The 13,130-nt window shown below is 71.6% G+C and carries 11 protein-coding genes and 3 tRNA genes; 10 read left to right on the forward strand and 4 right to left on the reverse strand.

What is annotated here, in order from left to right; all coding sequences use genetic code 11:
- Window positions 1-12 precede the first annotated feature (12 nt).
- Window positions 13-1,551 carry an alanine/glycine:cation symporter family protein gene (locus GVV75_RS06640; protein WP_159523880.1) on the reverse strand — a complete coding sequence of 513 codons (1,539 nt, stop codon included), beginning with the start codon at window positions 1,549-1,551 and terminating at the stop codon, window positions 13-15.
- Between the two features lie 208 nt (window positions 1,552-1,759).
- On the opposite strand from GVV75_RS06640, the gene GVV75_RS06645 reads away from it, so the two are divergent.
- The gene (locus tag GVV75_RS06645; protein WP_236266086.1) at window positions 1,760-4,465 is read left to right on the forward strand and encodes a DEAD/DEAH box helicase; all 2,706 of its coding nucleotides are present in this window, start codon (window positions 1,760-1,762) and stop codon (window positions 4,463-4,465) included.
- A 26-nt stretch (window positions 4,466-4,491) separates the two neighbouring features.
- On the opposite strand, the gene mmuM is transcribed toward GVV75_RS06645, so the two are convergent.
- Entirely contained in the window at window positions 4,492-5,523 is a 1,032-nt protein-coding gene (mmuM, locus tag GVV75_RS06650) for a homocysteine S-methyltransferase (RefSeq protein WP_159625854.1), read from the reverse strand.
- 189 nt (window positions 5,524-5,712) lie between these two features.
- Between mmuM and GVV75_RS06655 the strand changes: the two genes are divergently transcribed.
- Complete coding sequence (locus GVV75_RS06655; protein ID WP_159814038.1) at window positions 5,713-7,080, forward strand: amino acid permease; 1,368 nt, start codon at window positions 5,713-5,715, stop codon at window positions 7,078-7,080.
- A 46-nt stretch (window positions 7,081-7,126) separates the two neighbouring features.
- Here GVV75_RS06655 and GVV75_RS06660 read toward each other — a convergent pair whose 3' ends face one another.
- Window positions 7,127-7,510 (reverse strand): YccF domain-containing protein, encoded by a 384-nt coding sequence (locus GVV75_RS06660; RefSeq protein ID WP_159523876.1) that lies wholly within the window; start codon window positions 7,508-7,510, stop codon window positions 7,127-7,129.
- Between the two features lie 146 nt (window positions 7,511-7,656).
- Window positions 7,657-8,577: an ATP-grasp domain-containing protein gene (locus tag GVV75_RS06665; protein WP_159625858.1), complete on the reverse strand. Its 921-nt coding sequence runs from the start codon at window positions 8,575-8,577 to the stop codon at window positions 7,657-7,659.
- Between the two features lie 168 nt (window positions 8,578-8,745).
- Here GVV75_RS06665 and pip point away from each other — a divergent pair, with 168 nt between their 5' ends.
- The 8 genes from pip to rdgB all read left to right on the forward strand — a co-directional run bounded on the left by pip (window position 8,746) and on the right by rdgB (window position 13,064).
- Window positions 8,746-9,873 carry a prolyl aminopeptidase gene (gene pip / locus GVV75_RS06670; RefSeq protein ID WP_159814019.1) on the forward strand — a complete coding sequence of 376 codons (1,128 nt, stop codon included), beginning with the start codon at window positions 8,746-8,748 and terminating at the stop codon, window positions 9,871-9,873.
- Between the two features lie 116 nt (window positions 9,874-9,989).
- Window positions 9,990-10,063 (forward strand) — tRNA-Lys (locus GVV75_RS06675).
- A gap of 38 nt (window positions 10,064-10,101) precedes the next feature.
- Window positions 10,102-10,175 (forward strand) — tRNA-Lys (locus GVV75_RS06680).
- A 362-nt stretch (window positions 10,176-10,537) separates the two neighbouring features.
- On the forward strand, window positions 10,538-10,705 hold the full coding sequence (locus tag GVV75_RS10130) for a hypothetical protein (protein WP_201288726.1): 168 nt from the start codon (window positions 10,538-10,540) through the stop codon (window positions 10,703-10,705).
- Window positions 10,706-10,761: 56 nt separating this feature from the next.
- Window positions 10,762-11,238, forward strand: coding sequence for a peroxiredoxin (locus GVV75_RS06685; protein ID WP_159523872.1), 477 nt, complete (start codon window positions 10,762-10,764; stop codon window positions 11,236-11,238).
- A 126-nt stretch (window positions 11,239-11,364) separates the two neighbouring features.
- A tRNA-Leu gene (locus tag GVV75_RS06690) sits at window positions 11,365-11,446 on the forward strand.
- Window positions 11,447-11,565: 119 nt separating this feature from the next.
- A complete protein-coding gene (gene rph / locus GVV75_RS06695; protein ID WP_159814021.1) occupies window positions 11,566-12,360 on the forward strand; it encodes a ribonuclease PH in 795 nt (264 codons plus the stop codon).
- A complete protein-coding gene (gene rdgB / locus GVV75_RS06700; protein ID WP_159625860.1) occupies window positions 12,357-13,064 on the forward strand; it encodes an RdgB/HAM1 family non-canonical purine NTP pyrophosphatase in 708 nt (235 codons plus the stop codon). Before rph ends, rdgB begins: the two co-directional genes overlap by 4 nt.
- Window positions 13,065-13,130 lie beyond the last annotated feature (66 nt).

The raw sequence follows: 13,130 nt of genomic DNA on the forward strand, positions 1-13,130 counted from the left end.
TCTCTTCGTTCGTCAGGAACAGTGCTCGGCGCCGGTCGAGGCGGCCGGCTGGGTCGATCGGGGGTCTGAGGGCACGGCGTCGTCGCGCGAGGCCCACACGTCACCGGGGACGTCTCCGGGCAGGTGGGGGTTGCCGCGCCCCACGAAGACCGGCTCGGCGACGCCGGCGCGGACCTGGGCCTCGTAGTCGCGCAGGGCGCCCGCGCCCCAGCGCACGAGCCACAGCAGGGCCACGAGGTTGGTCAGCGTCATGATGGCCATGGCGATGTCCACGGCGTTCCACACGACGTCGAGGGTGAGGATGGCGCCGGCGGAGGCGGAGACCACGGAGAGCACGCGCACGGTCCAACTCGCCCAGCGCCGGGGCCCCACGAGGTACTCCATGTTGACGTCGGAGTACACGTAGGCGGCGATGATGGAGGAGTAGGCGAGCACGAAGATGAGCACCGCCATGGGCGCCACGGTCCAGCCGCCCAGCTCGTGGGCGATGGCCAGGGTGGTCAGCGTGGCGGGATTGGCGTCCGGGGAGGACCAGACCTCAGGCCCAGCGATGAGGATGACGAAGGCGGTGGCCGTGCACACGATGATCGTGTCCACGAAGACACCGAGGGACTGGATGAGCCCCTGCTGGACGGGGTGGGCGACAGTAGCTGTGGCGGCGGCGTTGGGGGCGGTGCCCTGGCCGGCCTCGTTGGAGAACAGGCCGCGCTTGGTGCCGTTGACGACAGCGGCGAGGATGCCGCCGCCCAGTCCTCCGGCAATGGGCTCGGGGGCGAAAGCGGCGCGCACGATCCGGCCCAGGACGTCCACGAACTCATGCAGGTTCGTCAGACAGATGAAGGCCACGAGGACGATGTAGATGAGGGCCATGATCGGCGCCATCCACTCGGTCACGCGCGCCACGGCCCGCACCCCGCCGAAGACGACCATCGCGGTGAAGACGAAGATGAGGGCCGCGACGACGAGCTGGGCGGAGGTCAGCCCGCCGGCGCCGGGCAGCGGGGCGGCGTCGTCAGCTCCGAAGGCCGCCAGCAGGGTGCCGGCAACGGAGTTGGACTGCACCGAGGTGATGATGAACCCGCATGTCACCAGGGAGATGACGGAGAAGACGACGGCGAGCGGCCGGCTGCGCATGCCCCGCGTCATGTAGAAGGCGGGGCCGCCGCGGAAGGAGCCGTCAGCGGAGCGGACCTTGAAGATCTGAGCGAGGGTCGCCTCGAAGAACGCCGTGGCCATGCCCACCAGCGCCACCACCCACATCCAGAAGATCGCGCCGGGCCCGCCCATGAGCAGGGCGGCGGCCACGCCGAAGACATTGCCGATGCCCACGCGCGCGGCCAGCGAGATCGCGAAGGCCTGGAACGAGGAGATCCCGCCCTCGGCGCCGCTGCGCGCACCGCGCACCTGCCGGATCATGGAGCCCAGGTGGCGGACCTGAACGCCCCGGGTGGCGATGGTCAGGATGAGGCCCGTGCCGACCAGGACCCACATGGTGATGTGGGCGGTGATCCAATCGGCCACCTGTTGGAGATCCGCCGCGAGCGCGTCCATGCTGTGCCTTCCGCTGAATGTGGGAACGCCGGGCATGCTCTCATGAAGCGGCCCCTGCGCGAAGCGCCGTGCCGGATCCTGGGCCGTGGCGCCGGGTGACGCGTCCGATCGACGGGCGGGCGAGCGCCACCAGCGCTACGGCGAGGAGGGGGCGTCGCCCACCCCGGCGGCCCTCGGAGCGCCTGCTCCCCTGTGGGACGATGGCGCCATGCCCACCGTCACCGCGCCCCAGGCCCCCGCGCTCAACGCGATGCTCGACGCCCTCATCCCGGCCGATGACCCGCAGCGCGTGCCCGAGCCGGAGGAGACCTACCTCGCCTTCACCGAGTGGGCCGAGTCCACGGGCCGCCCCCTCTACCCCCATCAGGACCATGCACTGAGCGAGATCCTCCAAGGACGTCATGTCATCGCCGCAACCCCCACGGGCTCAGGCAAGTCGATGATCGCGCTCGCGGCGCACACGGCCTCGCTGGCGCGCGGCGGGCGCTCCTATTACACCGCGCCCCTCAAGGCCCTGGTGAGTGAGAAGTTCTTCGAACTCGTGCGGCTCTTCGGCGCGGACAACGTCGGCATGGTCACCGGGGATACCTCGATCAACGCCGCCGCCCCCATCATCTGCTGCACGGCGGAGATCCTGGCCAACCAGTCCCTGCGCGAGGGCGAGGAGCTGGACGCGGACTGCGTCGTGATGGACGAGTTCCACTACTACGCCGACCCGCAGCGCGGCTGGGCCTGGCAGGTGCCACTCTTAGAGCTCCCCCAGGCCCAGATGGTGCTGCTCTCGGCCACCCTGGGGGACGTGTCCTACTTCGTTGAGGACATGGAGGCGCGCACGGGCAGGGAGGTCGCCGTCGTCGACGACGCCGCGCGGCCGGTCCCGCTGGAGCTGGAGTACTCGGTGGAGTCCATCGAGGAGCTCCTCACCCGCCTGGTGGGCCAGGACAAGGCCCCCGTGTACGTCGTCCACTTCTCCCAGAAGGAGGCCATTGAGCGCGCGACCTCCCTGCTGAGCGTGGACCTGGGCCTAACCAGGGCGCGCAAGGCGGAGGTGGTCGGGGCGATCGGCGATTTCCGCTTCGGCCCGGGTTTCGGGGCGACCCTGTCCAAGTTGTTGCGAGCGGGCATCGGCGTCCACCACGCGGGGATGCTCCCGCGTTACCGCAGGCTCGTGGAGCGGCTCGCCCGCGCCGGCCTGCTCAGCGTCATCTCGGGCACGGACACCCTGGGGGTGGGCATCAACGTGCCGATCCGCTCGGTGGTCATGACCTCCCTGGTGAAGTTCGACGGCGCGAGGGAGCGCCACCTGACGGCTCGCGAGTTCCACCAGGTGGCGGGCCGCGCCGGGCGGGCCGGATTCGACACGCGCGGCTACGTGACGGTCCAGGCCCCCGAGCACGTCATCCTCAACGCCAAGGCCCTGGCCAAGGCGGGCGATGACGAGCGCAAGCGGCGCAAGATCGTGCGGAAGAAGGCCCCCGAGGGGCGGGTCAACTGGACGGACAAGACCTTCGAGCGCCTGCGCGACGCCGCCCCGGAGACGCTCACGAGCCAGTTCCAAGTCACCACCACCATGATCCTGGGCCTCATGGAGCGCCCCGGGGACCCGGTGGCGCATATGGCCCGCCTCCTGGGACGCGCGCAATCGAGCGCCGCCGAGCGGCGGGCCCATGCGCGCCGCGCGCTGGACATCTACCGCTCGCTGCGCACGGCGGGCGTGGTGGAGCACGTGCCGAGCGCCGTGGCCGCCGCGGATGGGCGCCCCCGCCTGCGCCTGGCGGTGGACCTTCCGGGAGACTTCGCCCTCAACCAGCCGCTCGCGCCCTTCGCCCTCGCCGCCATGGACCTGCTGAACCCCGAGTCGCCGGAGCACGCGCTGGATGTGGTTAGCCTCGTCGAGGCGACCCTGGACGATCCCCGGCCCCTCCTGTACGCCCAGCAGAGGGCGGCCCGCGGCGAGGCGATCGCGGCGATGAAGGCCGAGGGGCTGGACTATGAGGAGCGGATGGCCGCCGTCGAGGAGATCACCTGGCCCCAGCCGCTGGCCGAGCTCCTGGCCCCCGCCTTGGAGATGTACAAGCGGGCCAACCCGTGGACCACCGAGCACGAGCTGCGCCCGAAGTCGGTGGTGCGCGAGATGGTGGAGAACGCGATGACCTTCTCCGACCTCGTCTCCCGCTACGAGCTCGGGCGCAGTGAGGGCGTCCTCCTGCGCTACCTCACCGATGCCTACCGGGCGCTGCGGCAGGTGGTTCCCGAGGAGCACCGCACGGAGCAGGTCGAGGAGGTCGTCGACTGGCTCGGCGGCCTCGTGCGGGCCGTCGACTCCTCCCTGCTCGACGAGTGGGAGGCCCTGGGGGCCGCCGAGCGCGGCGAGCCGCTGAGCGCGGGAGCCGTTCCCGGGGACCGGGCCGGGGCCGACGACTCGACCGGCGTGGAGCGGGCATTCGGCGCCGATGCCGATGGGCGAGTCGCCCTGACCCGCAACCTCCACTCCTTCCGGGTGGCGGTGCGCCGCGAGATGTTCCGGCGCGTCGAGCTCATGGCGCGCGACGACGTCGAGGGCCTGGCGCGTTTGGACGCCGCGTCGGGCTGGGGCGAGGAGCGCTGGGATGAGGCGCTAGCGCGCTACTGGGACGAGTACGACTGGATCGGCTCCGACACCGCCGCGCGCGCCATCGCCCTGGCGCCGCTCGACGAGTCTCCCGACGCCCAGGCCTTGGCCGCGGCAGGGGTATCCGAGCGCCTCGTCGACATGATCGAGCGAACCGGCCGGCGCGTGTGGCTGGCGACTCAGATCATCGAGGATCCCGACGGCGACCATGACTGGAGGCTCACGGCCCTGGTGGACCTGGAGGCCTCTAACGAGGCCGAGCGCGCCGTCATCCGGCTGCTGAGCGTCGGCCCGCGGGGCTGACCCGGGCGGGGCGGCCTGGCCCGCCCTCAGCACCGCGGCTCGGGGCCAACCGCGGCGGTCGGCAGGCCGAACATCCGGGCGAGCACAGCCGTGTCGGCGGGCGTCGTCCGGCAGCAGCCGCCGATGAGCCGCGCGCCGGCCCGCGCCCATTGCCGGGCGTGGGCGGTGAAGCGCTGGTCGGGGGCGGCAGCGGTCCAGGTCTTCGTGCTCGGGTGGTAGATGTCCCCGGAATTGGGGTAGGCGACCAGGGGCTTGGCGGTCACGCCCCCGAGAACGCCCAGCGCGGGCATGACCGCGCCCGGCGCGACACAGTTGACGCCGACGGCGGCCACGCCGGGCTCAGCATCGGCCCAGGCCCCGGCCTCGGCGAGCGGCGTGCCATCGGCCAGGCGCTCGCCGTCGTCCCCCGTCTGGAAAGAAACCCAGCACTCGGCGCCGGGGGCGATCCGGCCGACCTGCCGGACGATCCACTGGGCCTCATCGAGCCGGGGCTGGGTCTCGACGGCGAAGAGCCGGATTCCCTCACCGGCCAGCGCCTCGATGCGCGGGACGTGGACGGCCTCGAAGTCGGGGGCGTGGAGCGCGTAGGCGCCGGTGTACTCCGAGCCATCGGCGAGATAGGCGCCATAGGGCCCGAGGCTCCCGGCGACCAGCGCCACCCGGTCAGGGCGCTCCCGGCGGGAGCGGGCGGCGGCCCTCAGGGCGATGCGGGCGCTGGAGGCGATGGCGCCCCGGGCCTCGGGCTCGCTCAGCCCTGAGCGCATGAGGGCGGGCAGGGCGGCCTGGTAGGAGTTGGTGGTGAGGACGCGCGCGCCCGCGCGCAGGTAGGAGTCGTGGACGGCCGCCACGGCCCGCGGCGCCGTCACGAGGGCAAGCGCGGACCACAGCTCCTGGGCGGTGGGGACGCCGCGCGCATCGAGCTCGGTGCCCATCGCGCCGTCGAGGATGACGGGCCCCTCCCCCAGCGCTCGGGCCAGTGGCGCGGGCGCTGAGCCGTCATCGGCGCCCTCGACGGCGCCGCCACCGGGGCTGAGGGGGAGGGTCTGGGCGGGCTCCATGCCGGGAGCCTATTGCCCGCCCCCGCAAGACCGCGCCCGGTGGCCCGCTTCGCGAGATGCGCCGTCGCCGCCTCTGACCAGACCGATAGCGTCCCCGCCATGCCCAGCGACAACTCCTCCTCCAGCCGGCCTCTCGCCTCAGCGGATCAGACCTCCGCGGCCGGGCGCGTCGACGCCCTTGAGAGGCGCATGAACAAGCGGCACCTCATGATGATCAGCTTCGGCGGGGTCATCGGCACGGGCCTGTTCCTGTCCACCGGGTACACGATCAACCAGGCGGGGCCCTTCGGGACCGTCTTGGCCTACGCGATCGGCGCCGTCATCGTGCACCTGGTGATGATGTGCCTGGGCGAGTTGAGCGTGGCCATGCCCTTCACCGGGGCGTTCCACCTCTACGCGCGCCGCTTCATCGGGCCGGCGACGGGCTTCGTGACGGCGGTGCTGTACTGGCTGACGTGGACGGTGGCGCTGGGCAGCGAGTTCACGGGGGCGGCCATCATTATGAACGGCTGGTTCCCGGGGGTGCCCGTGTGGGTGTGGGCGGCGCTGTTCATCGCGCTCATCCTCATGCTCAATATGCTCTCGGTGCGCGTCTTCGCCGAGGCGGAGACGCTGCTGTCGGGGGTGAAGGTCGTGGCGATCATCCTGTTCATCGTCCTGGGAGCGGCGGCCGTGGTGGGCCTGCTGCCCTACGACGGCGGCGGGGCGGGGGGCCCGGGCGGCACGGGCGACGCGGCGCCACTGCTGTCAAACCTCACCGGCGACGGCCTGTTCCCCAATGGCCTCGGCGCGGTGTTCACCACGATCCTCGCAGTCAACTTCGCCTTCTCGGGCACTGAGCTCATCGGCATCACGGCGGGCGAGGTGAAGGACCCGGGCACCACGATCCCCCGCGCGATCCATGCCACCCTGGTCCGGCTGGTCGTGTTCTTCATCGGCTCCATCGTCGTCATCGCGGCGCTCATCCCATGGCAGGACGCGGGGGTGGAGGAGAGCCCCTTCGTCACCGTCCTGGACGGGATCGGGATCCCTGGGGCCGGGGACATCATGAACGTCGTCATCCTGACAGCGATCCTGTCGGCGGCGAACTCGGGGCTCTACGCCTCGACCCGGATGCTGTGGTCCCTGGCGAACGAGGGGACCCTGCCGAGGGCGCTGGCGCGCACGAACCGCTTCGGTGTGCCCGCCCTGGCGATGGGCCTGTCCATGATCGGCGGGCTAGCAGCGCTCCTGACCTCGGTGTACGCGGCGTCGACGGTCTACCTGGTACTGGTGTCGGTCTCGGGCCTCGCCGTGGTGCTCGTGTGGGTGGCGATCTCGGCCTCGCACCTGTCGTTCCGGCGCAGGTGGGTGGCCGAGGGGCGCAGCGCCGGGGAGCTGGCGTATCGGGCGCCGGGATACCCGTGGGTGCCGATCGCGGCCCTGGTGCTGACGACCGCGTCGTGCCTGCTCATCGTCTTCGACCCGGTTCAGCGCCCGGCCCTGGGGATCACGGCGGTCTTCCTGGTGGTGTGCTACGGGGGCTATTGGGCGGTGGCCCGCCGCGTCAGCCTCTGATCGGATCGGGGATCGGCGCGCCGCTCGGGCACGCGGACCGGCGTCCTCACAGGAGGCCGCGCCCGGGCACGACCCGCTTGCCGAAGGGGAAGCAGGTGACGGGGATGAGTTTGATGTTGGCGATGGCCAGGGGGATCCCGATGATCGTGATGGCCTGGGCGAAGGCAGTGGTCACATGCCCGATGGCGAGCCACAGGCCGGCGACGAGGAACCAGATGACGTTGGACAGCCCGCTCATGACGCCGGCGCCCGGGCTGGGGACCACCTGGCGGCCGAAGGGCCACAGCACGTACCCGGCGATGCGGAAGCAGGCCACCCCGGCGGGGATGGTGATGATGAGGGCGCAGGCGATGATCCCTGCGACGATGTAGCCGAGGAAGAGCCACAGGCCGCCGCAGACGACCCAGATGATGTTGAGCAGCGCACGCATGGCACAGTCCTATCACACCGGACCCAGCCCCCGGGGCGCCGCGGGATCAAGTGGGTGACCAGGCCGCCAGGGCCGCCCGGATCATCAAGGCGCCGGCCTTGACACGCATGAGGAGAGCGGGCGCAAGCGGGCCTTACCCCGCCGGGTCACCAGAAGACGCGCTGGGCGATGGCGTCGGCGAAGTTGTTGAGGGCGTCGGGGGCCGAGCCCAGGTAGAGGCCGGCGTCGATGAGCGAGACCTCCATGAGGTAGAAGCCCCCCTGGCCGTCCTCGACGACGTCGACCCGGTTGAAAAGCAACTGGATGTCGCGCCCGGAGCGCTCCTTAATGTGCTGGTGGAGGGCCTTGCGCACGCGCTCACCCCACAGCCACTCCTGCTCGCTGGGCTCACGCGCCGTGACAATCTCCTCGTGGACCTCATCCGTGGAGCGGAAGGAGGGGTGCAGCATGGGGGCCTTCTCGACGGCGTGGGAGAGTACGCCGTTGAAGTAGACCAGGGAGAGTTCGCCCCTGCGGTCCACCTCCTCGAGGTAGCGCTGCACCATGACCGTGCGGCCCCGCGAGAGGTGGTGCATGGCGTCGTTGATGGCCTCCGAGCGCGATCCGGCGTCGATCGCCGTGTAGCGCCCCGTGCCGCGGCCGCCCGAGGAGATGGCCGGCTTGACCACGAAGTCGCCGAATGCCGGGAAGCGGCAGTGCACCTGGTGCTTGGACAGCCCCGCATCGGGCTCCAGCCACAGGGTCGGGATCATGGGCGCGCCGAGCTCGCTGAGGCGGCGCAGGTAGTGCTTGTCCGCGTTCCAGGCGACGACGTCGGGGTGGTTGGCGAGGCGCGGCACGGAGCGCGTCCACCGCAGGAAGTCCTCGTAGCGGTCGCTCTTGGCGTAGTCGCGCACGGAGCGCAGGACCACCATGTCCGACTCGCTCCAGTCCACGCCCGGCTCATTCCACACGGCGACGCGCGGCTCGATGCCCCGCTCGCGCAGCGCGTCGGGCAGGGCGCGGTCGTCCTCATCGAGTCCCGGGAAGTCGGAAGAGGTCGCGAGGGTCACAATCGGCATGCTCACGGCACCACGGTACCGCGCGCGCGCCCTTAGGTCCCACCTCCCGGGCTGTGAGAACGAACAGGACGGCGAGCGATCCTCCCCACCCCGCTCCCAGCGCCCCCGCCACCGGCGCCGGCAGCGCGCCCCCAGGCGCGGCCAGCGCCCCCGCGCCGGCGCCATAATGCCGCCATGAGCGCCCCCGAGAAGACCGGCCCCAACCCCCTCCCCACCGATACCGCCTCCCCCGTCACCGCCCCGCCGTCGTCGGCCCCGCGCGGCCTCTACCCGGAGATCGAGCCCTACGCCACCGGCCTTTTCAACGTGGGCGACGGCCAGAGCGTCTACTACGAGGAGTGCGGCAACCCGGCGGGCATCCCGGCGGTCTTCGTCCACGGGGGCCCCGGCGGCGGCTGCGCGCCGGCGCACCGGCGCTGCTTCGATCCGGAGAGGTACCGGATCGTCCTGTTCGATCAGCGCGGCTGCGGGCGCTCCCTGCCCCACGCCTGGGAGCCGGAGGCGGACCTCACGGCGAACACCACCTGGCACCTCGTGGAGGACATGGAGCGCCTGCGCGCCCACCTGGGCATCGACTCCTGGCTCCTCTTCGGCGGGTCCTGGGGTTCCACCCTGGCCCTGGCCTACGCCGTCACGCACCCCGAGCGGGCGGCCGCCCTCGTCCTGCGCGGCATCTTCACCCTGCGCCAGCGCGAACTCGACTGGTACTACGAGGCCGGCGGCGCGGATATGGTCTGGCCCGACGAGTGGGAGGCCTTCACCGCGGCGGCCGGCGACGGCGTGGGCCCCGGCGGGTACATCGAGCGCTACCACGAGCTGCTGACCAGCCCGGATCCCGCCGTCCACGGCCCGGCGGCGATCGCCTGGACCACGTGGGAGGCGGCGACCTCCACGCTCCTGCGCGACCAGGGGCATATCGACGAGGTCCAGGACCCGGCCTTCGCCCTGACCTTCGCGCGCATCGAGAACCACTACTTCGTCAACCGCGGCTGGATGGATGACGGCGAGCTGCTCACCCGCGCCGGGGCGCTGGCCGACCACGGTATCCCCGGGGTGATCGTCCAGGGCCGCTACGACATGTGCTGCCCCATCGGCACCGCCTGGGCCCTCCACCGCGCTTGGCCGGAGGCCGAGATGCGCATCAGCCCCACCGCGGGGCACGCCTTCAACGAGCCCGAGACCCTCGACTCCCTCATCAGGGCGACTGATCGATTCGCCGTCGAACTCGCGGGACTCGCGGGGCCCATGGGGTCCTCAGGAGCGACGGGGCCCGCGGCGAGAAGAGGCGCCGCCGAGGCCTGAGATGTCAGGCACATCGAAGGCTTCGGGCCGCTCCTGAGTGGACTCGCGCCGCATCCCGGAGGTACAGTCTGTCCCTGTTGCCAAGCGCTCGCGCCTGGCGAGCACGACAATCCAATGCCTCCTTAGCTCAGTTGGTTAGAGCACCTGACTCTTAATCAGGGTGTCCAGGGTTCGAGTCCCTGAGGGGGTACTGACGACTTCCGGCCCAGCCGGAAGCCGCTCACCAGAGCCTCCTTAGCTCAGTTGGTTAGAGCACCTGACTCTTAATCAGGGTGTCCAGGGTTCGAGTCCCTGAGGGGGTACTGACGACTCCCGGCCCAGCCGGAAGCCGTCGGCCACGCCAGTGGCCGATCACCGCTAGCTCAATTGGTAGAGCAGCTGACTCTTAATCAGCGGGTTCAAGGTTCGAGTCCTTGGCGGTGTACCACGTTTGGATCGGCGCGATGCCGCTGCGGGAATGAATCCCGAGCGCACGCCGCCGTGCCGCGAGCGCCCAGGCGCCCTCCCGTGTAGAGCCCTCCGGGAGCCCTGTGTCATTCGCGCCCACCGTGACCATCCGCCGGAGCGCGCCAGCGCCGCCGAGCAGGTTCCCTGCCGTCCCTGCCCGCGCCCGGCATTGAGGAGCCCTCGCAGAAGGGCTGAGATGAGAAGAAGGAGAAGAGAGATGACGGACATCATCAGCATCACCGCGTCCCGCGAGGACGCCGAGCGCGAGCTCGCCGCGGCCCGCACCGAGGTCGACTCCCTGGTCGCCACCGCGTCCCCGTCCCGCCTTGAGCGGGCCCTGGAACGCCTGCAGGCCGCCGAGGAGGCCCTGGACCTGGCCGCCTGAGGCCCTGGCCGCGCGGAAGGGCGACGCCCAGTTCGGATGAGGACAGGAGACGGATCATGAGCACCCTCGCCATCGGGGACACAGCCCCGGACTTCACGCTACCTGACGCCTCCGGCGCCGAGGTCGGCCTCGCCGAGCTGCGCCAGAGGGCCAGCGCCGGCGTCGTCGTCTACTTCTACCCCCGCGCCTCCACGCCGGGCTGCACCAAGGAGGCCTGCGACTTCCGCGACTCCCTGGGCGCCTGGAAGGCCGCGGGCTACGAGGTGGTCGGGATCTCCCCCGACTCCCCCGCCGCGCTGAAGCGCTTCACCGAGAAGCAGTCCCTGCCCTTCCCGCTGCTGTCCGACCCGGAGCGCGCCGTCATGGAGGCCTGGGGCGCCTGGGGCAAGAAGAAAAACTACGGGCGCCTGGTCACCGGCGTCATCCGCTCGACCGTCGTGGTGGACACCGCCGGGAAGGTCCTGCTGGCCAAGCACAACGTCAAGGCCACTGGGCACGTCGGGCGCCTGCGCGCCGAGCTCGGCATCGACTGAGGCGGCGGCGAGCCCACGCCGGTTGAGGCGGCCTCCGCTGGCCCCCGCTAGCCTGGGCACGCCGGGGGGGGGGCGCCGGGCCAGTCCGGCCGCGGCGCCCGCCCGAGCGGGTAGGCTCACCCCTGAGCGCGAGTGGCGGAATTGGTAGACGCCCCAGGTTTAGGTCCTGGTGCCTTCGGGCGTGAGGGTTCGAGTCCCTTCTCGCGCACTGCCCAGTCAGAGGATCCGCTCGCCCGCGCCACGGCGCGTAGACGCTCTTTCCAGCGCGGCGGCGAACGCGCCCGGAACACGCGGCGCGGCGTCGTGGCCCACGAGTACCCTGTCCCAGTGACTACGACTGGCTTCACCCGCAAGGACGGGCGCGCGACCGATGAGCCGCGCCCCGTGACCATCACTCGCCACTGGCTCGACCACGCCGAGGGCAGCGTCCTCATCAGCTTCGGGCGCACCCGCGTGCTGTGCGCGGCGTCGTTCACCGAGGGCGTCCCGCGCTGGCGCAAGGGCAGCGGAGAGGGGTGGGTGACAGCCGAGTACGCGATGCTCCCCCGTGCGGGCTCCGAGCGCAGCGGCCGTGAGTCCGTGCGCGGCAGGGTCGGCGGGCGCACCCACGAGATCTCCCGCCTGATCGGCCGGTCCTTAAGGGGCATCATCGACGTCGGCGCGCTGGGGGAGAACACCATCGCGCTGGATTGCGACGTGCTTCAGGCCGACGGCGGCACCCGCACCGCCGCGATCACCGGGGCCTACGTCGCCCTGGCCGACGCCGTCGCCTGGGGCACCGAGCACGGCCTCATCAAGCCCCGCGCCGGGCGGCCCGTGCTCGCCGACTCGCTGAGCGCCATCAGCGTCGGCATCATTGACGGTGTCCCCTGCCTCGACCTGCCCTACGAGGAGGACGTGCGCGCCCACACCGACATGAACGTCGTCCAGACCGGCGACGGGCGCTTCATCGAGGTCCAGGGAACCGCCGAGCACTCCCCCTTCAACCGCGACGAGCTCGGAGCCCTGCTCGACCTGGCGAGCGCGGGAAACGCGGCGCTGGCGGCCCTCCAGCGCCGGGCCCTGGCCGAGCGCGCCGACGGACCCGTGACGGTCTCGTCCAGCGCGGGGGCACGAGCATGAGCCCGGCCGTTGGCGACCCGCCGATCGGCGACACCGGGGCGCCCGACGGCGCCCTGCTCGTCCTGGCCACCCACAACGCCGGCAAGCTCGCCGAGTTGCGGGAGATCCTGGCCCCGCTCGTGCCCGGGCTGGCGCCCGGGGCGATCATCTCAGCGGCCGAGCTCAGCGCCCCCGAGCCGGTCGAGGACGGCCTCAGCTTCGCGGAGAACTCCCTCATCAAAGCGCGGGCCCTGGCCCAGGCCACCGGCCTGCCCGCCGTCGCCGACGACTCGGGGCTGTGCGTGGACGTCCTGGGCGGGGCGCCAGGGATCTTCTCGGCCCGCTGGTCAGGCTTCCACGGCGACGACGAGGCGAACCTGCGACTCCTCTTGAACCAGATCAGCGCCGTGGCGGACCCGCACCGCACCGCGCGCTTCACATGCGCCGCCGTGCTCGTCGTCCCCGGGACCGGGGGCGGGGTTGGGCGCGAGGAGATCATCGAGCGCTCGATGGAGGGTCGGCTCATCACCGAGCCCGTCGGCGAGGGGGGCTTCGGCTACGACCCGATCTTCGTGCCCGCCAGTGAGGACGAGCCGGGGGCGGCGGGGCGCACGAGCGCTCAGTTGAGCCCGGCGGAGAAGAACGCGATCTCCCATCGCGGCCAGGCCTTCCGGGCCATGGCCCCCATCCTGGCCGACCTCCTGACTCATCACCTCCCCCAATGAGCGAGACCGGTCGAAAATAGGAGCGAGACCGGTCCGCGGACCGGTCTCGCTCCTATTTTCGACCGG

Origin of the sequence: Actinomyces sp. zg328, from assembly GCF_009829635.1 — a bacterium.
GTDB classification, from domain to species: domain Bacteria; phylum Actinomycetota; class Actinomycetes; order Actinomycetales; family Actinomycetaceae; genus Actinomyces; species Actinomyces marmotae.

What these genes read in the sequence shown, in the direction of transcription:
- mmuM (WP_159625854.1), bottom strand. Translation starts at nt 5,523, where the DNA reads ATGGAGCCCGCCCAGACCCTCCCCCTCAGCCCCGGTGGCGGCGCCGTC.
- GVV75_RS06660 (WP_159523876.1), bottom strand. Translation starts at nt 7,510, where the DNA reads ATGCGTGCGCTGCTCAACATCATCTGGGTCGTCTGCGGCGGCCTGTGG.
- GVV75_RS06640 (WP_159523880.1), bottom strand. Translation starts at nt 1,551, where the DNA reads ATGGACGCGCTCGCGGCGGATCTCCAACAGGTGGCCGATTGGATCACC.
- GVV75_RS10130 (WP_201288726.1), top strand. Translation starts at nt 10,538, where the DNA reads ATGACGGACATCATCAGCATCACCGCGTCCCGCGAGGACGCCGAGCGC.
- GVV75_RS06655 (WP_159814038.1), top strand. Translation starts at nt 5,713, where the DNA reads ATGAACAAGCGGCACCTCATGATGATCAGCTTCGGCGGGGTCATCGGC.
- GVV75_RS06685 (WP_159523872.1), top strand. Translation starts at nt 10,762, where the DNA reads ATGAGCACCCTCGCCATCGGGGACACAGCCCCGGACTTCACGCTACCT.
- rdgB (WP_159625860.1), top strand. Translation starts at nt 12,357, where the DNA reads ATGAGCCCGGCCGTTGGCGACCCGCCGATCGGCGACACCGGGGCGCCC.
- pip (WP_159814019.1), top strand. Translation starts at nt 8,746, where the DNA reads ATGAGCGCCCCCGAGAAGACCGGCCCCAACCCCCTCCCCACCGATACC.
- GVV75_RS06645 (WP_236266086.1), top strand. Translation starts at nt 1,760, where the DNA reads ATGCCCACCGTCACCGCGCCCCAGGCCCCCGCGCTCAACGCGATGCTC.